Consider the following 21,350-nt stretch of genomic DNA (forward strand, 5'->3'; position numbering starts at 1 on the left):
CTGTACCGGTTATAGATCGTCATAGAGCTGTCGGTCGGCCCGAATAAAGACACCGTCAGCAGTGGCGGTCACTGTTCCGTCGCACACCATCTCCCCGGACGCGTACAGCTTGCGGCCTTCTGCGCCAGAGGTCCAGGCTCGGAGCTTGATCTCCCTCAACAACGGGGTGGGCCGCCGATAGACCACCGTCAACGTACCGGTGTAGCCGCCCTTGTTGTTGACCACGTTGACCACGCCCAGAAGCTCATCGAAAATTTCCGCGATGATCCCGCCGTGGACCAAGCCGGGAGGGCCCGCGTAGACCGGAGACAGGTTCATCCTCCCGTGGACCTCTTCCCCCTCGGCCCATAGCTCAACCGGGGGCGATGCCGGATTCAAACGGCCGACGATCGGGCTGAAGGGAAAAAACGCCATGGGGTCGCGGGAATCGAAGTTGGGCGTCAACTCCCCCATCACCCCTTGTTGATGGAGCCCCGTCATCTGCTCGGCCTCAATCAAGGCCGCGGCCCGTTCCAGCAGTTCAGTGGCCTCGGTGAGGGAATCCCCGGTGACCGTGGTGACCCGCACCGCGTTCAACACCCGACGAGCCGCTTCGGTCAAGGCCAGCCGGTCGGGTCCGGCACCGTAATCGGGGCCAGGCGCTGCGCTGGGGGCTTCCCAGAGAGGCTGTTCGCTCAAGTGAGGCAGGAACCGCGGGCGTCAGGCTGGGTCGTACCCATATTCGACCACGTAATCGGTGCCAGGAAGGCCAGGGGTAACCGCACCGGCCCGCCAGCCGCCGTCCACGTTCAGCTCGGCACCGGTTACGTAGGACGACTCGTCGCTGGCCAGGAACAGGGCGGCGTAGGCGATCTCGACTGGCTCGCCGACCCGAGGGATGGCCTGGTAGATGTAGGGCTCCTTTTCGGCCCGAGGGTCGTTCATGGGATTGCCCATCGGGGTGTTCACCCCGCCGGGATGGATGGAGTTGACTCGGATGTCGAAACGACCCCATTCGATAGCCGCGGTCTTGGTCATGCCCCTGATGGCGAATTTCGACGCCGAATAGCTGATGAGGCCGTTCTTGGACTGCTGGCCGTCTATGGAGCTGATGTTGACGATGGAACCGCCGCCGGCCATCTTCATCGACTGCAGCACCGCTTTCATGCCCAGAAAGGTCCCCACCTGATTGACGTTGATGACCTCCATGTAGTCGTCCAGGGAGGTGTCCTCAATAGCCGCGGGCCGCAGGATGGCGGCATTGTTGACCAAAACATTCAGGATCCCCATGTCGGCGGCTGCTTCAACGGCGGAGGCCCAGTCGGTTTCTTGGGCCACATCCAGGTGTACATATCGGGCGTTCTCGCCGATGCTGGCCGCTACTTGTTCGCCGTCGTCATCGAGCACGTCTCCGAGCACGACCTTGGCCCCCTCCGAGGCGAACAGCCGGGCTTCGGCCTCTCCCTGGCCCCGGGCTGCTCCGGTGATGATCGCAACTTTTCCGTCCAACCGTCCCATCTCGGTGTCTCCTTCATTGATCGGGCGGTACTTGCCGCCGTCACCCTACTTGGCATACCCAAGCCGCCCTAACCTGTGGGCATGGAACTGGGATATCGGGTGTTCGATGCCGACAACCACTACTACGAACCCCGAGACGCCTTTACCCGATACATCGACCCGTCGTTCGCTGATCGGGCAGTGCGGCCAGTGATCGAGCCCGATGGCTCCGAGGAGGTGTACATCGGCGACCGGCGGTTTACCTTCTTGGAGCACCGCAGCTTCGACACCGCCCCCAAGCCCGGGATGTTGCGGGAGATGCTCCGAGCCATGAAGCAGGGCCAGGGCGGAGGCCAAGCGGTCAAGCGCAGCCAGGTGTCCGAGCCGCACCGCCCCGAATACGTGACCCGGGCCGCCCGGATCGAGGTGCTCGACGCTCAGAATGTGGAGGCCGCTGTGCTGTTCCCCACATTGGCCGTGTGCGTGGAGCATTTCATGGTCGATGACCCCGATCTGCTGTACGCCAATCTGGGTGCCTTCAATCGCTGGCTGGACGATGAATGGGGCCTCAATCGGGATGGGCGCATCCATGCCCCTCCCCTGCTGTCGCTGGTTGATCCCGACCGGGCCGTAGCCGAACTGGAATGGGCGCTGGACCGGGGGGCTCGAATCGTCTCGCTTCGCCCCGGGCCTGCCGCGGGCCGCAACATCGCCGACCCAGTGTTCGACCCGTTCTGGGCCCGCATCAACGAGGCCCGAGCGGTGGTCGGATTTCATATCGGCGAATCGGGCTACAACCAGTCGATGTCGGTGCACTGGGGAGAGGATCCCAATCCCCCTTCACACCGCCAGTCGGCCTTGCAGTGGACCTGCTTCTACGGCGACCGCCCGATCATGGAGACGGTCGCCGCCTTGATCTACGCCAACCTGTTCACCGCATTCCCCGACATAAGGGTGATGAGCGTGGAGAACGGCAGCCTGTGGGTGGACTACCTGATGGCCGCCATGAACAAGATGAATCGCATGGGCCGCAACGGGCCGTGGCTGCGAGGCCCCCTAACCGAAAAGCCCAGCGACATCTTCCGCCGCCACGTGTTCGTGTCCCCCTACCACGAGGAGCCGATCGCCGAGTTGGCTCGCTCCATCGGGCCCTCGCAAGTGCTGTTCGGCTCCGACTGGCCCCACGCCGAGGGTTTGGCCGAGCCGTTGGATTTCACAGAATCTCTGGTTGGCATGCCCGACGACGAAGTGCGGATGATCATGCGCGACAACCTGGCTGGCCTGCTGGCTGCTTAGTTGGCCTTCTAAGGAGTCGGCCATGAGAACGATGTTTGTCGTTGTCGTGTTGGCCCTTCTTGTCGCCGCGGTCGCCGCTGTTCCCGTGTCGGTGTCGGCCCAGCCCGCGGTTTCGGCTTCAGACATCGCGGCCCGCGACCAGCTCATCGCCGCCCAAGAGAACCTGCTGAACGCCTACCGCTGCATGTTCAACGCCGACACCGAACAGGTCCGGGGCGGATGCGATAGTCCCGACACCATCGCACCTGGTCCCGCCCCCCAAAACCCGACACAGAACGACCTCGATGGGCGCGACCAGCTCATCGCCGCCCAAGAGAACCTGCTGAACGCCTACCGCTGCCGATTCGGCGTCGACACCCAACTCGTCGCCGGCGGATGCGGCGACACCGACCCCGAACCGCCAGCCGCACCCGCCGCGACAACCATCACTGTGCCATCGGAAGCCCCGTCAGGCCGATGCGCTGCCCATCTCACGGCCCGCGTGTACGCCTGGGAGCCCTGCGCACAGAACGTACCGAGCGGGTACGGGCCGCCCGAAGACCGCCTCGTCCTGACCAAGGCCGAGGCCGAAGCGCTGATAGAGCGAATATGGGCCGAGGTGGATGTGGAGGACAAGCCGCCCAGCCCGCCGTCCCTCGTTGTAAACGAGGGACGGCCCGGTGCCTACTTCTACCACCACATCACACTGCCTGAGTTGCACACCTTCACGCTCCTGCACGAGATCGCCCACGCCCTCACCTACGGCCACCCGACCGTCGTCGGCTGCTGGAGCTCCTCCGACCACGACTACTGGGAGGTGTGCGGGCACAACGACATCTTCCGCTGCGTCGCCGACCACCTCTACGTCACCTACTTCAACATCCCCTCAGCCGGGGTGTGCGGAACATTCTCATCGGTCCACGACGATGCGCCAACGACGTCTGCCCCCGACGGGAAGTTCACCGCCGTCTCCGCCGGCCAATTTCATTCGTGCGGCATACGGGCCGACGGCACTGTCGCATGCTGGGGCTTGAACCGGTTCGGCCGGGCCGACGCGCCCGACGGGAAGTTCACCGCCGTCTCCGCCGGCGGGGGTGACTCGTGCGCCATCAGGGCCGACCAGACCGTCGCCTGCTGGGGCTACCGAACCTACGCGCCCGACGGGAAGTTCACCGCCATCTCCACCGGCTCGTCGCATTCGTGCGGCATACGGGCCGACCGGACCATCGCCTGCTGGGGGGATAACTGGCTTGGCGAGGCCACTGCACCCGACGGCCAGTTCACCAACATCTCCGCCGGCGGGAATCACTCGTGCGGCATACGGGCCGACCAGACCGTCGCCTGCTGGGGCGACAACAAAGACGGCCAAACCGATACGCCCGACGGCCAGTTCACTGACATCGCAGCCGGTATGTTTCATTCATGCGCCATCAGGGCCGACCAGACCGTCGCCTGCTGGGGCGTTAGCCGGAACGGCCGGGCCGATGCGCCGGAGGGCCAGTTCGCTGACATCGCAGCCGGCCGGGCGCACTCGTGCGCCATCAGAGCGGACCGCACCATCGTCTGCTGGGGCAACAACTCGGACAGCCAAACCGCTGCGCCGGAGGGCCAGTTCACCGCCGTGTCAGCCAGCCATGACTATTCGTGCGCCATCAGAGCGGACCGCACCATCGCCTGCTGGGGCAACAACGAAGACGGCTAAACCGATCCGCTGGATGGCGTGTTCGGCGCTGACTGCTTAGTTGACCTTCTCGCGAAACAGCCGGGAGTCGTAGGGCGCGCCGCATCGCTCGAGGGCGGCCTGCCAGGCGGGGCTGTTCTTCATGATGCGCCGCAGCCCTAGGACCATTGCCGTGCTGCTGACGCGGGTTCCAGGAGCCGCGGTCACTCCCAACACCGAGGTGAGCTCTCGAGGGATCGTGGTGATGGCCCCGTTCATCAGAATCTGATACCCCGCTTTCTGGGCCGTAGGAATCGGGGGATTCTGAAGGAATCTGACGGCGGCCTGCATTCCCGGGCTCGGCGCCAACGCCGGGTGTCCGGTGATCCACTCCCGCAACTCGGCCGCGGTTGTCGGCAGCGGCGATGCGCCCAACATCTCCCCCACCCTGGTCTGCTCAACCACAAACTGGTCGGCTTGAGGAGGGCTGAGCCTGCCGCCGAACCGCTGGTAGGCCTCGAGGAAGGAATCAGTCAGGGAGTTGTGGACCCACGCAGCCAACTCCGGAGTCGACGCGCTGTACGACCGACCTCGATGGGAGGTGCCGCTCACGCCCTGGTGAGCTGAATTGACCAGACCGATCGCCTCGTTCACCTCGGGCATCGCGCCAAAAGTGGCCGACGTGACATAGAAGGATGTCCTACTCAGCCGGCCCAGCGGATCATCTCGATAGCGGCTGTGATCGTCGACTCCGGCGACCACCTCCGGATGGGCTGCCTGGACCAACAGCGCCCGGATGCCGCCGACGAACACGCTGACATCGCCGATCACCTGCCAGCTGATCGAACCTGGACCGCACAGTCCAGGATCTCCTGGGAACTCTCCGGTGTGCTTCAGCGGCATCTCCGCATGGGCGAACATGCCGCTCACCGAGTTGATGACTCGAGTCTTGGCCCAGTGCAGCATGGCTAGGTAGTCACCATATCTTCAGATGGGGTGAGTCGGTCAGGTGGTTGTCACCATGAGATGTTCGAAGCAACGGATGGAGGCATAGGGAACCCACTCGGGCTCGGCGGCCAATTCCATGCGGGGATAGCGTTCCAACAGCATCGGGAAGGCTACTTGGCCCTCCAGGCGAGCCAAGGCCGCTCCCAAGCAGTAGTGGATTCCCTGGCCGAAGCTCATCAGCTTGCCTCCGGGGCGGCGGATGTCGAAGCGGTCGGGATCGTCGAAGGCAGTTGGGTCGCGATTGGCCGCCAGGGACATTGTCGTGACCGTCTCTCCGGCTTCCACCGGCACACCGAACAGGTCCAAGGACTCGGCAGCATCCCTACCCGACCCCAGCACCGGCGCCTCGAAGCGGAGGATCTCGTCAACCGCCTGGACGGCCAGATCGGGATTGCCGGAGAGCAATGCCCGTTGGTCTCGATGGGCCAGCAGCAGCGCCGCGCCGATCATCAGCATGGAGCGGGTTGTGTCGTGCCCGGCGAACAGCAAGTTCTCCACCATGGCCACCAGCTCGGGCTCGCTGAGGACGTCCCCGTCGGCCTCTGCGGCGATCAGGCCGCTGAGCAGATCCTCTTCCGGGTTAGCCCTCCGATCGACTATGAGCTCGGCCACGTAGCCGTTGAGGCCGTTGATGGCCGCCTCCAAGCGATCCAGCAACTCAGGGGTATGGACTGAGGAGAAGACCAAGCCCAGGTCTGCGGTCCAGGCCGCGAAGCGATGGTGGTCGCCGGCGGGAACCCCGAGCATGGCGGCCATCACCCTGATCGGCAGCTCGTGGGCGAACTCGGCCACCAAATCCGCGGTAGGGCCGTGGAAACCGCCCAACAAGTCCTCGGTGATCTGCACCACGCGGGGTCGAAGGGATTCCACCGCCCGAGGGGTGAACGCCCGACTGACCAGTCGGCGCAGCCGAGTGTGCTCCGGTGGATTGGCCGAGAACATGACCTGCCCCCACCATTCGGCGATTGGACCCTCGGTGATCCCCCGAGGCGCCAAGAGGTCGGTGGTCAAAAAACGCGGGTCGCGCAGCACCGACTCCACCGCGTCGAAGCTCAACGCGATCAGGCTTCCATCGACTCCTCGAGCCAGCGGGTGCCGGTTCCGGGCCTCGGCCAGCACCGGATAGGGGTTCGACCAGAAGCCGGGATCGGTGAGGTCTACAACAGCGAGTTCGTTCACAGTCGCTATTGTCCCCCGGCATGGAGATGCTTCCCAGTCCCGAGCCGTTCATCGGCGGAATCGACTTCGGCGAGGGCCCCCGGTGGCACGACGGCCGCCTCTGGTACTCGGACTTCTACCAGTACTCCGTCAACGCCGCCTCGCCGGACGGAACCGTCGAGGTGATCGTCGAAGTTCCCGGCCAGCCTTCGGGGTTGGGGTGGATGCCCGATGGCGACCTACTGGTGGTGTCGATGCGAGACCGCCGGGTCATGCGCTACGACGGCGTGGCGCTCCATGAGCATGGCGACCTCTCCGAGATCGCTACGTCGCTCTGCAACGACATGACAGTAGATGCAGAGGGTCGGGCCTACGTGGGGAACTTCGGGTTCGACCTGCACGCCGGAGAGGATTTTGCTCCCGCCGCTCTTGGGCTGGTGCAGGCGGACGGCACGACGGAGGCTGCGGCCGACGGCCTGGCGTTTCCCAACGGGGCGGTTATCACGCCGGACGGTGCCACCTTCATCGTGGGAGAGAGCTTTGCCAGCCAATTCACCGCGTTCGATTTCGGACCCGATGGACGGCTGGAGAACCGACGGCTGTGGGCCGCGGTGCCCGGCACCATTCCCGATGGCTGTTGCTACGACGCCGAAGGAGGCATCTGGTACGCCGACGCCATAGGCCGGGCCGCCCTGCGGGTGATCGAAGGCGGCGAGATCACCCACCGAGTAGAGACAGAGCTCAACTGCTTCGCGGTGATGCTGGGAGGCGACGACCGCCGCACGCTCTTCCTTGTCACTGCACCGGGTTCTCACCCCGATGAGGTCCAGGGACTTGGGCAGGGCCGCATTGACTCGGTGCCGGTGGAAATTCCCGGCGTCGGGCTTCCCTAGAAGATCAAGGAGTTTCATCATGAGGTTTTCCGGAAAGGTGGCTTTGGTTACCGGAGCAGGATCGGGAATCGGCCAGGCCACCGCGGTGCGACTGGCCACTGAAGGGGCCGTGGTGGCGGGCAGCGACATCAATGGCTCGGGACTGGGGGAAACCGCGGAAATGATGGGCGAAGGAGCCGCCTTCCACCCGGCAGTCTCCGACGTGCGCAGCCGAGACGCCTGCCATGAGCTGGTGGCCTCAGTGGTGGCCGAGCACGGTCGCCTGGATGTGCTGTGCAACGTCGCCGGTGTGGCCCGGGGCCACCGGGTGGGCGATGTAGATCAGGAAGTCTGGGATCTGATCATGGGGGTGAACGTCGAGGGCGTGTTCTGGATGTCGCAGGCCGCGCTCCCCCACCTGGAGTCATCGGAAGGCTGCATCGTGAACATCGCCTCCAATGCAGGATTGATGGGACAGGCCTACACCGTGCCCTATTGCGCCAGCAAGGGAGCAGTGGTGCTGATGACCAAGGCCATGGCCATGGAGACGATGAAGACCGGCATCAGGATCAATGCCATCGCCCCTGGCGGGGTGGAAACCAATCTGGCCACCTCATTCGGCTTTCCCGAAAATCCCGACATGGAGCTGATGGGCCGGTACATGGGGATGCGGGGCATGGCCCAGGCCGATGACATCGCCGCTTTGGTGGCCTACCTCGCCTCTGGCGATGGCCGCCGAATCCATGGCTCGGTGCTGAGCATCGACGGGGGCATGACCGCGGGATGAGCTGGAACCCATCCGGCCAAAGGGTGCTGATCACCGGCGCCTCATCGGGCATCGGCGCGGCCCTGGCGGTTGAACTTGCCCGGGTAGGGGCGTTCGTGGGATTGGCCGCCCGCCGGGGCGACCGCCTCCAACAGGTTCTGGGCGACGTGCGAGACGCCGGCGGTGATGGCTGCTGGTGGACGCTGGATCTGGCCGACTTGGACAGCGTGGCCCCGTTCGCCGATCGGGCCTGGGCCGAGATGGGGCCCATTGATGTGCTGGTGAACAATGCCGGCGCCCCTCGGCGGCGGTCCATGAAACGGCTCACCCCGGAGGAATTAGACGAGACGATGGCGGTGAACTTCACCGGTTCTGCTCGACTCACCTTGGCGCTGTTGCCCTACATGTTGGAGCGGAACTCGGGAACCATCGTGAACGTGTCATCGATGGGCACGCAGTCGATGGCGTTTCGAACGGGGGCCTATGCCGCGGCCAAAGCCGCTCTCAATCTGTTCACCGAAGGACTCTATTTTGATCTGGCCGGGACCGGCGTTCGGGCCCATCTGTTCACCCCCGGCTCCACCGCCACCGAGTTCTCCACTCCCAAACCAGGGAACGACGACCCGTTCCCCCAGCCGCCTGACGCGTTCATGGACCCGGTTGACGTGGCTAAAGCGCTGATCGCCAAGCTCGGCAACGATGACTTCGAAGGTTTCGCTGCCCCCGCCCTGAAGGAGACCGCCCAAGCCAAACGAGCCGACCCCAACGGCTACCTCGTTCAGGCGATCGAGATGATGAGCCGGCGCTAGTCGATTCGCGAGAACTCGCGGCCAGGGAACAGGTCCACTACCGGCTTCCAGAGATACTCCAGCCGCCAGGCCCGGCGGGCCAGATAGCGGAGCACGTCCTCCTCGTTTCCTGCACCCTGGCTCTGGATGGCCTTGTCCAGAGCCATCAGCCCATCCTCAAGCGTGTCGGACCGGTGGCCAGTGAGAGCGGCGATCTCGTCCAATTCGATGTCGGCGAGTTGGGGACCGATCTGCTTCTGCCGGTCTAGGCACTCCACCAACAGGGTGGCGTGTTCCAACCGGTGGCGGGGAAAGTCGCCTTCCACCGCAGGCAGGACTTCCTCCCGCAGGTTGCTGATGATGACACCCTCCAAAGAGCTGGCCATCTCAACATCAGGAAGCTCGGGCCGCTCCAATTCGATTCCCATGGCGTCGGCCAGCGCTTCGCAGGTAGCCCGCTCGCAGATGTAGCGGTAGGCCCAGTTCATGGCGTTGGGCATCTGGGGGTCATTGATCACCGTTATGCGAGCCAGTGACACGATGGATCGCACGAACTGCTGCGCCCGGTAGTAGCGAACCGAGTCGAGGTGTACCGGGATTCCGGACAGCTCTTCGTACCGACGGAAGAGGGGGCCAAGACCTTCTTCGGGGGTCGAAGGACAGTAGAACTCTCGGGTGCAGATGTTGCCGAAGTCTTCCATGGGATCGCCGAAGTGAGCCCACTCCCAGTCGACGATGGCGCTTACCTGCCCTTCGTGGAACATGAAGTTGGCCGGTCCGGTGTCGCCCTGCAAGAGGCTCACCCTTTCGAGGCGCTCGGGAACATTGTTCCTGATCCACCGGAGCGAATAGGTGTACAGCGGATCGGTCACCATGCCGCCGAGGAACTGCTCCACGAAGTCGATCTCGCCCAGCGCGCACTCGGCCGAGGTGGTGGGAATGGGCATGTGGTCAAGCCCCAGCGAGTTGGGATCCAGCGAGTGAAGCATCACCAGCTGCTGGATGAAGTCCTCGAGCACCGCGGCCTGCTCTTGGGGGTCGGCGTTGTCCAAATCGGCCCGACCTGGCATCCGCTGGTGCAACGCGGCTTGGAGATCCTCGCTCCAAGCGCAGATGGCGGGAACTTTCATGCCAGTCTCGACCAACGCGGTCTGCACCTTGGCTTCGCTCTTCACCGAGTGTGTGCCGCTGCCATCCCCTTCGCGGTCCAGCCGCAGGAAGTATTCCGCCACCGACCCATCGGGACGGGTGACGTCCACCACCCACGCCTCCCTTCGGGCGATGTGGCGCTTCAGATGGGTGATGCGACCGCCACCCGCCTCGGCGATCCAGTCGGTCATCCCCTCGGGCAGATCGTTTGCAAACTCCTCAGCCATCCTGATGGCTTAGCACGTCTATGCTGCGATCCATGAGCGAAGAGCGGGTATTCGGCGATGTGGCCACCAAGCTGCTGATGGAGAACGACCGTGTGCGAATCTGGGAGATGCGCTTGGACCCCGGCGAGCGGTCGGATCTTCACCGGCACGATCACGACTATGTGCTGGTTCAAGTGTCGGGCGACAAGATCGCGGGAGATTTCGAGCCGGACACGGCCGGGGAGTTCTCCGGCCTAGTTGAAGGCGACGTCATCCCCGGCCAGCCCATGTTCATCTCCAAGGGCGGCATCGAGACTGCGGTCAATACCGGCACCGAGCCCTACTACGAAATCCTGATCGAGCTGAAAGACTGAGCTCCCCAACAACTCATCAACAGCCGCACGATGCGGCGTACGCCTGGCGGCTGCTCGTAACCCTGCTCGCTGGCCAGGTGGTGTTCGGCTCCACCATGACCATCATCGGAGCCTCGCTGTCGGACATCGCGGAGAACCTGGGCACCACCAACGCCACACTGTCGTGGGCGGTCACCGCCCCGTTCCTCGGGCTCGCCGCAGGGACAACCGTATTCGGAACGCTGGGCGACCTGTGGGGCCACCGGCGGATGCTGATCCTCGGTCTGACGGTGTTCACCGCCGCTACCGGGGTGTGCGGACTGGCCTGGGATGCCCTCAGCTTCATTGCCTTTCGAGCATTGGTCGGGTTGGGAGGGGCCATGATGATCCCCAACGGAATGGCCATCATGATGGCCGCATTCCCGGTGAACCAACGGGCCCGGGCCATGGGCTGGTTCCAGTTCGGAGCCGTCGGCGGGCCGGCCATCGGCCTGGTCACCGGCGGTGCGTTGGTGGATGCGCTGGGCTGGCGGGCCATTTTCGGGGTGTACACCCCCATCACCGCGATCGGACTGCTGGCATCGATCATCGTTGTGCGACCAACCCGCACGGGTGAGGCCAAACCGGTCGATATCGCAGGAGCGCTCAGCTTGGTGGCCACCGTGGTGGTGTTGATGGTGGCGCTGGACCGGGGGGCCACCCTGGGTTTCGAGCACCCAGTAGCATTGGCCCTCTTGGTTCTTGTGCCCGTGGCCGTCGGGGCATTCGTGGCCATCGAGCAGCGGACGGCCCATCCGATGATCCCACTGGAGTGGTTTCGCCGCCGGAACTACGCCGGACCGGTGGTGGCGTCGGCCACGGCCAATGCGGCCTACATGGGCGGGTTCATCCTTGCACCGCAACTTTTGCAGGAGCGCTACGGCTACACGCTGACCGCGGCAACCGTGCTGTTGGTGATCCGGCTGATCTCCTACAGCATCAGCTCTCCGGTGGGCGGAAGACTCACCGCCATCCGGGGTGAGCGATGGACGTCGTGTCTGGGCAGCGTGTTGGTGGTGCTGGCCATGGTGTCTTTCGCGGCGGGATCGCTGGTAGACGCCGTAGTGCTGGTCGTGCTCGGCCTCGCCTTGGCCGGCGGAGGGCTGGGGGTGGCCGGACCGGCTTATCAGGTGTCAGTAGTAGGAGCAGTGCCGATGGCCAATCTGGGGGCAGCAACCGGCATGTTCCAGACGCTCACCAGCTTGGGGACGGCTGCCGGTATCCAGGTACTTGTGCTCGCCGTAGGCGAGGAAACCACCGGGGCGGCTTTCGCCAACGCCTTCTGGCTGGGCGCGGCGGTTGCCGCAGTCGGAGTTTTCGGTGCTGTTGCTATTTCTTCGACCAACTCCGCTTCAGCGAAGTAGTGGTCAGCTCTGGCCAGTCAGTGCGGCCAAGACCTTGGGGGCCATGATCTCGGCCAGCTCGAGGCACTCCTCTTTGGACCAGATGGCGATGGGCACCCATGGATAGTCGACGGTGAGGAACTCGTAGTCGGCGCAGCCGCTCACCCGGGCAATGGCCTGAGCCGATCCCCTCATCTCCTCGTGGACGATGGCGATGCTGGGAACGCCGGCCCACTCCAACTCCACTGCGTCCCGCAAACTGCGGGCACTACAGCTGCCTCAACCCCCGAAGCCGGTTATGGCGACGGTTGCCTCCTCGGTCAGCCGGCTCCAGTCTCCCGGGTCCGGCGGAATGGACACCGAGCTCTTGACCACCTTGAGCGGCGCTTGCAGGTCGCTCAGTTTGGTCAACTCGTCGTAGAGGGCATCCAGGAAGATCTCCCCCTCGCCGAGGCCGTTGGCTACCAAGGCCACGACTGCTCCGTCCAAGCTGGCTGGCCGGGGAGAGAAATCGTGATCGTCGGTGCGATCGAACGGGCCCGACGTTGGATCGAGGCCAATGAGGGTTGTCATGGCTTCAGACTAGCCCACCGCGTGCGTCCGAGCAGCGGCTAGGACACGGGCTCGGTGATGGCGAGGGCAAGGTGAGGCAGCAGGAGCCAGCTCGCTCCCATGCCCGCTCCCCCGGCGGCGACGATCAAGATGCCCTCGGGTTTCCCGATGCGGGCCATGCGGTCGGTGGCACTGGTGGCCGGCGCGTTGAGCCGGGGCCACAGATATTGCTGGATGTCGGCCTTCGACCACCCATCCTCGACGAAGAACCGATGGTGCTCGTGGCCGATCACGATGACCACGTTGCCGTCCTCCCCCAACCAGGCGTCTCCCGCTATGCCGTTGGCCCGTATATTGGTGACCAGCGTGTCGCAGACCCCCTCGGCATTGCGACTGGTGAAATCGGTGGCCTCGACCATCTTCATCAGGGAGTGGACGGTGACCGCGCTCTGCTCAGGGGCTAAACCCCGCTGGACGTGCAGCGGCTCCCATTCGGATGCCTCTTCGTTCTCTCCGAAGCAGAAGGAGTAGCGAGCTGGGGTGGAGTAGCTGGCCCGGTCCAAAAAGCCGGGGATACCACGGCACACGTTGCGGATCACGAGGCGGAGGGCCCGGCCGATGGTGGCGTTGGCCCGAAATCCAGGTCCGAAGCAGCCTGCCCCCGAGGCCACACCCAGTTCATTGCGGATTGGTCCGTTGATGATGACAGCCTGAGCTGCGCCCGACAGTGTGCCGGTGGTCGAGTGGCAGTTGCCCTTGGGATGGAGATGCGCCCGAACCGCGGCCACCACGGTGGGGAAGTACTCGGGCAAGCAACCGGCCATGACCGCGTTCGCCGCGGCCTGTTGCGCGGTGCACGTCACCTCTCGGGTCGGCACGGTGCCAAGCACCTCGTCCCCGGAGAGGCCGGCGCGCTCCAGAAAGGCGGCCACCTTTTCCGGCGTCGGAGGCATGATGGGCAGCCCATCAGTCCATCCCTTTTCGAAATAGTCCTCCACCAAGGCTTCATAGGAGTCATAGGCGTGCTGGGCGGCCGTCGTCATGCTCTGATGCTAAAGCTCGTGGCGGGTGGTCTCCCATACAGAACGGATAGCGAAACTGGATCTGAGTCGGCCTACACCACTGAAGCGGGACAAGTACTGGTTGTGGATTCGCTCAAAGTCGCGTTGGTCGGCCACAGCAAGGTGGAGGAGGTAGTCGGCGTCACCGGCCATCAAGTGGCAGGACATGACCTCGGGGCACTCCACCACTTCCTTCTCAAACTGGCGGAGATTCGCCTCGCTCTGGCTCACCAAGGAGATTTCAACGAAGACATCGAGAGAGCGGTTGATGGCTTCGGGATCGAGGATCATCACGTACCCGGCAATCACACCGTCGGTTTCGAGGCGCCGGACTCGTCGGTAGCACGCGGAGGGCGACAGGCCTACCCGCTCCGCGAGCTCTGCGTTGGAGATCCGCGCATCGCTCTGGAGCTCATTGAGGATTGAGCAATCAATTGAATCCAAGTCCGACACCGGCCTGACTCCCTGTAGACGCCGCGAGAAGCAAAATGAAGTGAAACATAAAATAATCGAAATCAAGAAAGAAAGTGAATAATATTTTCGATTTATAGCGCTGCTACAGCATGTTTTCAAGAATTTTCCACCCCTATCGCGGATAAAATGTCACTGTAGCCATTGGATTGCGGTGGAGGCAGTGATGCGCATCGGGGTTCCGAAGGAAATAAAGAGCGAAGAACGTCGAGTGGCGTTGACACCGGGGGGTGCAACCGATCTCGTCAGTCGCGGCCACCACGTTCTTGTCGAGCGTGGATGCGGTGCCGGAGCGGGTTTCACCGATGAGGAGTATGTGACCCACGGCGCGGCAATCGCGGATTCTGCCCAATCGGTGTTCGATCAAGCCGATCTGATCGTCAAGGTCAAGGAGCCCCAAGCCGAAGAGCGAGCCCGCCTGAACGAGGACCAGGTCCTCTTCACCTACCTGCACCTGGCTGCCGACGCGGTCCAGACTTCTGAGCTGGTTGACCGGGGCGTCACGGCCATCGCCTACGAATCGGTCGTCGGCCCCAGCGGAGGTCTGCCCTTGCTGGCCCCCATGTCGCAGGTCGCGGGGCGCATGTCGATTCAAGCCGGGGCGCACTGTTTGGAGTCATCGCAAGGGGGTCGAGGAGTGCTCCTCGGCGGCGTACCGGGCGTTGCTACTGCCAGAGTGGTCATCCTCGGCGGAGGCGTGGTCGGCCGCAACGCGGTACAGATGGCTGTCGGCCTTGGTGCCGACGTCACGGTGATCGACCGAGATGTCTCCGTTTTGGAGGACTTGAACTCGCGCTTCGGCTCGGCCTTGCACACCCTTCATTCCAGCGGAGGCGCCCTGGAGGAGGCAGTCCTCGGGGCCGATCTGGTGATCGGCGCCGTCCTCGTGCGAGGGGCCCGAGCTCCGCATCTGGTCACAACTGAGATGGTCAAGCAGATGCGGCCCCGATCAGCTGTAGTGGACGTGGCCATCGACCAGGGTGGCTGTATCGAAACCTCCCGACCCACAACCCATGCCAATCCCACCTATCTGGCCCACGACGTGGTCCACTACTGCGTCGCCAACATGCCCGGAGCCGTACCCCGCACCTCGACGTTCGCGTTGGAGCACGCCACCCTCCCCTATATCGCCATGCTGGCCGACCTGGGGCCGAAGGAGGCCATGCGGACGAACGCCGGACTGCGCGCCGGGCTTTCGATTTGCCAAGGGCAGGTCACCGAGCCAGCAGTGGCGGAATCGCTTGGTCTCAGCTTCACCCCTCCAGAGGAGGTCCTCGGCCTCAGCCGAACCGCGGCCTGAAGCAGCCCGACGCTAGATCAGCTCAGCCACCGCGATCACGTTCAGGTTCGTGTTGGCTCTCGGGGTCTCCGGCATGATCGAGGCGTCGCACACCCTGAGCCCTTCGGTCCCCCAAACCCGGCCGTCGGGGCCGACCACCGCAGCCGGGTCGTCGGCCGGGCCCATCGCACATGTGCCCGCGCCGTGGTAGAAGGCCACATGACGGGCGAAGACATAGGCCAAGAGCTCGTCTCGAGTGAGCCGACTGGGCAGAAACAGCGGCCCTCGGGCCACCCTCTGATACGGAGAGGTCGCCAGCAGTTCCAAACCAAGGTCAACCGCCTCGACCAGCCGCTCCAAGTCGGGCTTATGGGCCAAAAACGGATAGGTGATCGCTGGGGAATCAGCGGGATCAGCTGACACCGGTCGCACCGACCCCCGGGTTTCCACCCGTTGCAGCGCCGCGTTGAAGGCGAAGACAGTGTCCAAGCCGCCGGCCTCCTTCTGGCGCCGAGGACTGTTGGTGAGATCGATTCTCCCCACAGGGAACAGCTGGAGGTCGCTGGCTGGCCCCGATGAGCTGGTAAACCGCAAAAGGGTCTGGATGGTGACATCCTCAGGGGTCACCGTCTTCGGCTGGGGTGCCGCAAAGAGATAGACCGCGGGGTGGTCGGAGAAATTCGCACCCACTCCCGAGCGGTCGACAACGACATCGATTCCCAATCCGGCCAACTCCGCCGCCGGGCCGATGCCCGACCGCCACAGCAGCATCGGCGATTGGATCACACCAGCGGCCACAATCACCTCTTGGGCAGGGATGGTTTCCACGCGGCCGTTGTCAACGGCCTCCACGCCAATGGCCCGATTGCCGTTCCAGCGCACCGCCAACACCAGGCAATCGCCTCTCACCTCCAGGTTGGGCCGCTCCCTGACCTCGGCCGTCAAGTAGGCATCGGCAGCAGACACACGCTGCAATCCACGGCGATTGCGGGGCAGTGGGCCTACGCCGTGGGAATTCGGAGCGTTGTGATCGGCGATGTAGTCGTAGCCCGTCGCCTCGCACGCCTCATAGAACGCTGCATGAACTGGGAGCAGTTCAGCGTCAGGGGTGCGCACGATGGGCAGCGGGCCGTCGCGGCCATGCCAGCGCTCCTCACCGTCCAGATCCGACTCCAGTCGTCGGAAACTGTCCAGCATCGCTTCCCACCGCCACTCGGGAAACCCCCAGGCGTCGAAGTCTGCGGGCATTGCCCGTATGGCGATACCGCCATTGACCGCAGAGCTGCCGCCGAGCACTCTTCCTCGGGGGTAGGGCTGAGTTCTGCCTCCGGGAAGACGCACCTCATCGCCCCAGTCATGATCTGGATGCGAGGAGACCGTGATGTCGGCCAATGCAGGGGGCAGGCGGGCTCCATGGTCTGGACCGGCCTCGAGCAGCAGGACCTCGCGGGCTGGATCCTCTGATAGTCGGGACGCCAAGACCGACCCCGCCGATCCTCCCCCGACAATGACGGTGTCAATCACTACTGGGCGGCTTTGTTTGACTCCCGCTCGCCTCGGATGAAGGCGTCCCGGGCCTTTTCGCCTTCGCCCATGAGGTTCAGCTCGTAGGTGAACCCCTGTTCGAATCGATAGCTGCGGTGGACGTCCACCGGGTCGATGCCGTTGATCGACCACTTGGCCTTGCGGACCACTCCGGGCGGTTTGGACGCGATCACCCCCGCCACTCGGCGGGCCTCGTCCATGAGCTGATCGCCGGGAACAACGCTGAGCACGGTCCCCCATCGCTGGAGGTCTTCAGCCGCCACCGGCTCGCAGCTGTACATCATCCAGCGCATCACCTTCTCGGGAACCAGCCGGGCGGTGTGGGTGGCGGCCCCCAAAGCCCCATTGTCCACCTCGGGCATGGAGAACTTCACTCCTTCTGCGGCCACTACCAAATCGCAGTTCCCCGCGAGGCCGATGCCCAACCCCAGACAAAAGTCCTGAACGGCGGCAATCACAGGGACCGCGCAGTCGTACACCGCCCCGAAGGCCTCATAGCAGGCGTCCCCGGTGCCGAGGACCCCCTCGAAGCCCTCCATGGCCTGCATCTCTTTGATGTCCACCCCGGCGTTGAACCCCCGCCCCACCGCGGTGAGGATGGCGACCCGCACGTTGGCGTCGTGCTTGTAGCTGCGGAAGATCTCGGCCAGCCGGTAGGTGTCGGCGATGTTGAGTGCGTTAACTGGCGGATTGTCCATGGTGACAACCGCGATGCCCTGCTCGTCGATCTCAGTGTGAATGGCCACTGTGCGCTCCTTTGCCTCTCGCCCGCCAGCGTAGGCTCGCCAGGCGCCAGCCACTACCTTCTAGGCGAAGCAACTGCCCCCGAAAGCGAGCTCATCTTGCGCATCGGCTATCTGATCGACACCAACCACGGGTACTACGACCAGCCCCTGCCCCAACCGGACAACGCGGCCGATGCCCTCGACGCCATGATCGAAGAGGGCATCCTGGCCGAGCAGTCGGGGTTTCACTCCATCCAAGTGCCCGACCGCCACGGCCGCACGGAGTCGTACTTCGGCTCGCCGCTGAACCTGTTGATGATCTTGGCCCGGGAGACCCGCAGAGTGGCTATCGGCTCTTATTGCCTGGTCAACACGCTCTATCACCCCATGGAGGTGGCGGAGCAGTGCGCCATCATCGACAACATCTCCAGGGGCCGGCTGTACATGACCTGGGGCCGGGGCTTCCACGCGGGCTACTGGGGCCAGTTCGGAGTTCCCCCCGAGCGGATGTTGGGCCGCTACCTGGAGAACGTGGCCATCATCGACAAGGCACTGCAATCCAAAGGCGAGCGCTTCACCTACCACGGCGACTTCTATCAGGTGAACGACGGCCTGCTGTCTCCCAACTCCTACCAGCAGCCCCGGTTCCCGTTCTGGGGCGGCGGTCAGCTTCCCGCAGCCATCGAGCGGTGCGGGGTCTACGCCGAATCGTGGACCTGTGACGACTTTCCCATCCTCAAAGAGACCTGGGATGTGCAGGCCGGCGCCTATCGGGCCAAAGCCATCGAATACGGCAAAGAGCCGTTCATCGTCTTGATGAGAAAAGCGTGGGTGGCCGACACTTTCGAGCAGGCTGCTGAGCAGTACGGCACCCACTACGTGCCCGAGATGCGCTTCTACTGCGAGCAGGGAATCCTGGCCCACCATCCCGAGTTCGACTCCCCCGAGAAGATCACCACCGAATCGGCCCGCGAGCACATCGTGGTGGGCTCTCCCGCCCAATGCCGAGAGCGCTTGGAGCAGTACCACGAAGAGCTGGGCGTGCAGTATTTCACCGTGCAGTTCCGCATGGTCACCGGACCCTCTTTCGAAGCGACCCGAGAGCAGATCCAGCGCTTCGGTGAAGAGGTGGTGCAGCCGTTGCACCGCAAGTATCCCGCTCCCGACCATCCGGCCATCCCCGAAGCCTGCCGGTGGTGAACCGATGACTTCGGCGACACAGATTCCGACTCTTGAAGACCTTGAGTCCCTGGTGGGAAGGCAGTTCCCAGGTGGCACCTACGCCGTGGAACCGTGGCGGGTGTGGCTGACCAACGACGTGATTGGAGCCCCACAGCGAACCGACGGCATCGCCCATCCCATGTTCTGCTACTACGCGGCAATGGCCGGTTTGGGCATCTCCATCGACGAGATGTTCACCCTTTGCTACGCGTCGGCCGACGATGGCCCGATGTTCGGCGAATGCGATATCCAGCAGCTTCGCCCCTTGGAGATCGGCGCCACCTACACCGTGCGGGGCAAGATCACCAGCGCGGTCCGCAAGCAAGGTGAACGCACCGGCACCTTTGACATCGTGGCCTTTCAGCTAGAGGTGGTCGCCCCTGATGGCGAAGTTTCTTCCGTGGTTTCAAACTCCTTCATCTTTCCCAGGAGGCCCCAGTGAGCACGGTCTTTAGTCCATCAGTGGGTGACGAGCTGCCCCGTCTGGTTATCGAGGCAGTGGATGCCGAGAAGATGAAGACGATGGCGGCTCTGCTCGGCGATTCCAACCCCATCCATTGGGATGTTGACACGGTGAGGGAGCTGGGTATGGGCGACCAGCCGGTCAATCAAGGGCCCAACAACCTGGGGTACGTGATGAACATGCTGGGCGAATGGGCCGGAGGCGCTGAGCGCATCCAAAAGATCCGAGTGCGTTTTCTGGACAATGTCTTCGCTGGTGATCGCCTGGAGGCCGGCGGTGCCGTCACCGCAATCGGCGATGACGGCACCGTCGAGTGCGATGTCTGGCTGGCAAGAGACGACACCCACCCGGTACTGGCCGGAACCGCCACCCTGTCTTTGGCCTAAGGGCGGGCCAAAAAGAGGGGGGCGATCTCCGTATATTTTGCCAGGAAACCCATCATTTTGAGTCTCATTATTAGTCCTATTACTGATAGTTGAGAATGGTTGATGACTGCCATTGACTATGTCTAAAGTCTGGCCCGTAATTCTTCTTCTTCAACCAAGGAGTCCTCATGGCTGACCACGTTCACACTGATGCGTGTTACGACCACCCGGAGCACACGCATGCCGACCACGCCGATCACTGCAGCACGGCGGAGCACACCCACGCCGACCACTGCGACACCCCTGAGCACACCCACGCCGACCACGAAGACCACTGCAACGAACCAGGGCACACGCATGCCGACCACGAAGACCACTGCGACACCCCTGAGCACACCCACGCCGACCACTGCGACACCCCTGAGCACACCCACGCCGACCACGAAGACCACTGCGATATCCCGGTACACGTCCACACCGAAGAGTGCTGTACCGCTGCGGCGTAGTGGACAAAGCTGATGATGGTCATGGGCATGGCCACGGCCATGCCCATGATGATGATTGCGGGCACGACCACGGGCACGGGCACGACCATCACGACCACGGGCACCATCACCATGATCTGCGGGAGGCCAGCCGCAAGAGCCTGATCATCGCGGTCACACTGACCACCACGTTCATGGTGATCGAGGTGATCGGCGGCTTCGCGTCGGGGAGCCTGGCGCTGATCTCCGACGCCGGCCACATGCTCACCGACAGCGCGGCCATCGGCCTCGCGCTGTTCGCCATGTGGGCCGCCGACCGCGCCGCCTCGGCCAAGCGGACTTTCGGCTTTTACCGAACCGAGATCCTGGCCGCAATGTTCAATGCCCTATCCCTCTGGGTGATCGTGGGATGGATTTTCTACGAGGCCATTCGGAGGTTCGATGGAGAAGCCCACGTCGAAGGCGGGCTCATGCTCGGCGTGGGCTCGGCCGGCCTACTGATCAACGTGTTGGTGGCCTATGTCCTCCATCGCCAATCCGGACACAGCCTGAACGTGGAAGGCGCCTTTCAACACGTCATGGCGGACTTGTTGGGTTCGGTGGCCGTCGTGATCTCGGGCATCTTCATCATCAGCGCGGGCTGGGACATCGTCGACCCGATCCTCAGCATGTTCATCGGCGTGCTCATCCTGTTCAGCTCTTGGAACCTCGTGTCCGAGGTATTCCACGTGCTGATCGATGGCACACCCGAGAACGTGGACGTCTACAAGCTGTGCCATGACATCGAAGAGGTGGATGGTGTCACCATCGTCCACGATGTGCATGTCCGGACAATCTCATCGGGCTATCTGTCTATGACCGCTCATGTGCTGGCCGAGCCGAGCAGCGATGTCCAAGAAGCGGATGAGAAGCTCCGTAGAATCCGCGGAATTGTCAAGGGCTACGGAATCCAGCACACCACCATTCAGCTTGAGCACTCGGTGGAGGGTTGCGACCAGGAGAGCCACCACGTCGACCATCTGTTTGCCACCGAGCGGGAGATCCGCCAGAAGTCGAAGCTCACCAAATTCCTCATGCACTCCCACTAAGG

Annotated in this window: 23 protein-coding genes; 13 read left to right on the forward strand and 10 right to left on the reverse strand. The window is 63.7% G+C overall.

Annotation, left to right across the window (positions count from 1 at the left end; translation table 11 throughout):
* Positions 1–9 precede the first annotated feature (9 nt).
* Both ACOGI7_RS06445 and ACOGI7_RS06450 read right to left on the reverse strand, forming a co-directional pair.
* Positions 10–678, reverse strand: a complete 669-nt coding sequence (locus tag ACOGI7_RS06445) for a PaaI family thioesterase (protein WP_419851090.1) — start codon at positions 676–678, stop codon at positions 10–12.
* Between the two features lie 21 nt (positions 679–699).
* Positions 700–1,497: a glucose 1-dehydrogenase gene (locus ACOGI7_RS06450; RefSeq protein ID WP_419851091.1), complete on the reverse strand. Its 798-nt coding sequence runs from the start codon at positions 1,495–1,497 to the stop codon at positions 700–702.
* Between the two features lie 81 nt (positions 1,498–1,578).
* Here ACOGI7_RS06450 and ACOGI7_RS06455 point away from each other — a divergent pair, with 81 nt between their 5' ends.
* Both ACOGI7_RS06455 and ACOGI7_RS06460 read left to right on the forward strand, forming a co-directional pair.
* Positions 1,579–2,772, forward strand: a complete 1,194-nt coding sequence (locus tag ACOGI7_RS06455) for an amidohydrolase family protein (RefSeq protein ID WP_419851092.1) — start codon at positions 1,579–1,581, stop codon at positions 2,770–2,772.
* 22 nt (positions 2,773–2,794) lie between these two features.
* A complete protein-coding gene (locus tag ACOGI7_RS06460; protein ID WP_419851093.1) occupies positions 2,795–4,453 on the forward strand; it encodes a hypothetical protein in 1,659 nt (552 codons plus the stop codon).
* Positions 4,454–4,489: 36 nt separating this feature from the next.
* On the opposite strand, the gene ACOGI7_RS06465 is transcribed toward ACOGI7_RS06460, so the two are convergent.
* Both ACOGI7_RS06465 and ACOGI7_RS06470 read right to left on the reverse strand, forming a co-directional pair.
* The gene (locus ACOGI7_RS06465; protein WP_419851094.1) at positions 4,490–5,377 is read right to left on the reverse strand and encodes an oxygenase MpaB family protein; all 888 of its coding nucleotides are present in this window, start codon (positions 5,375–5,377) and stop codon (positions 4,490–4,492) included.
* Positions 5,378–5,416: 39 nt separating this feature from the next.
* Complete coding sequence (locus ACOGI7_RS06470) at positions 5,417–6,598, reverse strand: cytochrome P450 (RefSeq protein WP_419851095.1); 1,182 nt, start codon at positions 6,596–6,598, stop codon at positions 5,417–5,419.
* Positions 6,599–6,618: 20 nt separating this feature from the next.
* Here ACOGI7_RS06470 and ACOGI7_RS06475 point away from each other — a divergent pair, with 20 nt between their 5' ends.
* Genes ACOGI7_RS06475 through ACOGI7_RS06485 form a run of 3 tightly spaced genes read left to right on the forward strand, consistent with a single transcriptional unit; the run spans position 6,619 to position 9,024 of the window.
* Positions 6,619–7,470, forward strand: coding sequence for an SMP-30/gluconolactonase/LRE family protein (locus ACOGI7_RS06475; protein WP_419851096.1), 852 nt, complete (start codon positions 6,619–6,621; stop codon positions 7,468–7,470).
* A gap of 19 nt (positions 7,471–7,489) precedes the next feature.
* Positions 7,490–8,236, forward strand: coding sequence for an SDR family NAD(P)-dependent oxidoreductase (locus ACOGI7_RS06480; RefSeq protein ID WP_419851097.1), 747 nt, complete (start codon positions 7,490–7,492; stop codon positions 8,234–8,236).
* Positions 8,233–9,024 carry an SDR family NAD(P)-dependent oxidoreductase gene (locus ACOGI7_RS06485; RefSeq protein ID WP_419851098.1) on the forward strand — a complete coding sequence of 264 codons (792 nt, stop codon included), beginning with the start codon at positions 8,233–8,235 and terminating at the stop codon, positions 9,022–9,024. Before ACOGI7_RS06480 ends, ACOGI7_RS06485 begins: the two co-directional genes overlap by 4 nt.
* On the opposite strand, the gene ACOGI7_RS06490 is transcribed toward ACOGI7_RS06485, so the two are convergent.
* Positions 9,021–10,379, reverse strand: a complete 1,359-nt coding sequence (locus tag ACOGI7_RS06490; protein ID WP_419851099.1) for a phosphotransferase family protein — start codon at positions 10,377–10,379, stop codon at positions 9,021–9,023. The two genes, ACOGI7_RS06485 and ACOGI7_RS06490, sit on opposite strands and share 4 nt — an antisense overlap.
* 32 nt (positions 10,380–10,411) lie before the next feature.
* On the opposite strand from ACOGI7_RS06490, the gene ACOGI7_RS06495 reads away from it, so the two are divergent.
* Together ACOGI7_RS06495 and ACOGI7_RS06500 are read left to right on the forward strand one after the other, a co-directional pair.
* Complete coding sequence (locus ACOGI7_RS06495; protein ID WP_419851100.1) at positions 10,412–10,732, forward strand: hypothetical protein; 321 nt, start codon at positions 10,412–10,414, stop codon at positions 10,730–10,732.
* Positions 10,733–10,809: 77 nt separating this feature from the next.
* A complete protein-coding gene (locus tag ACOGI7_RS06500; RefSeq protein ID WP_419851101.1) occupies positions 10,810–12,114 on the forward strand; it encodes an MFS transporter in 1,305 nt (434 codons plus the stop codon).
* A 3-nt stretch (positions 12,115–12,117) separates the two neighbouring features.
* Here ACOGI7_RS06500 and ACOGI7_RS06505 read toward each other — a convergent pair whose 3' ends face one another.
* The 3 genes from ACOGI7_RS06505 to ACOGI7_RS06515 are packed head-to-tail and all read right to left on the reverse strand — an operon-like array spanning position 12,118 to position 14,159.
* Positions 12,118–12,666 (reverse strand): UGSC family (seleno)protein, encoded by a 549-nt coding sequence (locus ACOGI7_RS06505; protein ID WP_419851102.1) that lies wholly within the window; start codon positions 12,664–12,666, stop codon positions 12,118–12,120.
* Between the two features lie 38 nt (positions 12,667–12,704).
* Entirely contained in the window at positions 12,705–13,688 is a 984-nt protein-coding gene (locus tag ACOGI7_RS06510; protein ID WP_419851103.1) for a hypothetical protein, read from the reverse strand.
* A 9-nt stretch (positions 13,689–13,697) separates the two neighbouring features.
* Positions 13,698–14,159: an Lrp/AsnC family transcriptional regulator gene (locus ACOGI7_RS06515; RefSeq protein ID WP_419851104.1), complete on the reverse strand. Its 462-nt coding sequence runs from the start codon at positions 14,157–14,159 to the stop codon at positions 13,698–13,700.
* A 184-nt stretch (positions 14,160–14,343) separates the two neighbouring features.
* Here ACOGI7_RS06515 and ald point away from each other — a divergent pair, with 184 nt between their 5' ends.
* Positions 14,344–15,477, forward strand: a complete 1,134-nt coding sequence (gene ald, locus ACOGI7_RS06520) for an alanine dehydrogenase (RefSeq protein WP_419851474.1) — start codon at positions 14,344–14,346, stop codon at positions 15,475–15,477.
* 12 nt (positions 15,478–15,489) lie between these two features.
* Here ald and ACOGI7_RS06525 read toward each other — a convergent pair whose 3' ends face one another.
* Both ACOGI7_RS06525 and ACOGI7_RS06530 read right to left on the reverse strand, forming a co-directional pair.
* Positions 15,490–16,980, reverse strand: a complete 1,491-nt coding sequence (locus ACOGI7_RS06525; RefSeq protein WP_419851105.1) for a GMC family oxidoreductase — start codon at positions 16,978–16,980, stop codon at positions 15,490–15,492.
* Positions 16,980–17,747 (reverse strand): enoyl-CoA hydratase family protein, encoded by a 768-nt coding sequence (locus tag ACOGI7_RS06530; protein WP_419851106.1) that lies wholly within the window; start codon positions 17,745–17,747, stop codon positions 16,980–16,982. The genes ACOGI7_RS06525 and ACOGI7_RS06530 overlap by 1 nt, the downstream gene beginning before the upstream one ends.
* Before the next feature lie 96 nt (positions 17,748–17,843).
* On the opposite strand from ACOGI7_RS06530, the gene ACOGI7_RS06535 reads away from it, so the two are divergent.
* From ACOGI7_RS06535 to ACOGI7_RS06555, 5 genes are all read left to right on the forward strand, one after another.
* Entirely contained in the window at positions 17,844–18,926 is a 1,083-nt protein-coding gene (locus tag ACOGI7_RS06535) for an LLM class flavin-dependent oxidoreductase (RefSeq protein ID WP_419851107.1), read from the forward strand.
* Between the two features lie 4 nt (positions 18,927–18,930).
* Positions 18,931–19,389: a hypothetical protein gene (locus ACOGI7_RS06540; RefSeq protein ID WP_419851108.1), complete on the forward strand. Its 459-nt coding sequence runs from the start codon at positions 18,931–18,933 to the stop codon at positions 19,387–19,389.
* The gene (locus ACOGI7_RS06545) at positions 19,386–19,796 is read left to right on the forward strand and encodes a MaoC/PaaZ C-terminal domain-containing protein (RefSeq protein ID WP_419851109.1); all 411 of its coding nucleotides are present in this window, start codon (positions 19,386–19,388) and stop codon (positions 19,794–19,796) included. Before ACOGI7_RS06540 ends, ACOGI7_RS06545 begins: the two co-directional genes overlap by 4 nt.
* A gap of 167 nt (positions 19,797–19,963) precedes the next feature.
* Positions 19,964–20,281: a hypothetical protein gene (locus ACOGI7_RS06550; RefSeq protein ID WP_419851110.1), complete on the forward strand. Its 318-nt coding sequence runs from the start codon at positions 19,964–19,966 to the stop codon at positions 20,279–20,281.
* Positions 20,281–21,348, forward strand: coding sequence for a cation diffusion facilitator family transporter (locus tag ACOGI7_RS06555; protein WP_419851111.1), 1,068 nt, complete (start codon positions 20,281–20,283; stop codon positions 21,346–21,348). Before ACOGI7_RS06550 ends, ACOGI7_RS06555 begins: the two co-directional genes overlap by 1 nt.
* Positions 21,349–21,350 lie beyond the last annotated feature (2 nt).

Source organism: Candidatus Poriferisocius sp., assembly GCF_965204145.1.
Lineage (GTDB): Bacteria > Actinomycetota > Acidimicrobiia > Acidimicrobiales > Bin134 > Poriferisocius.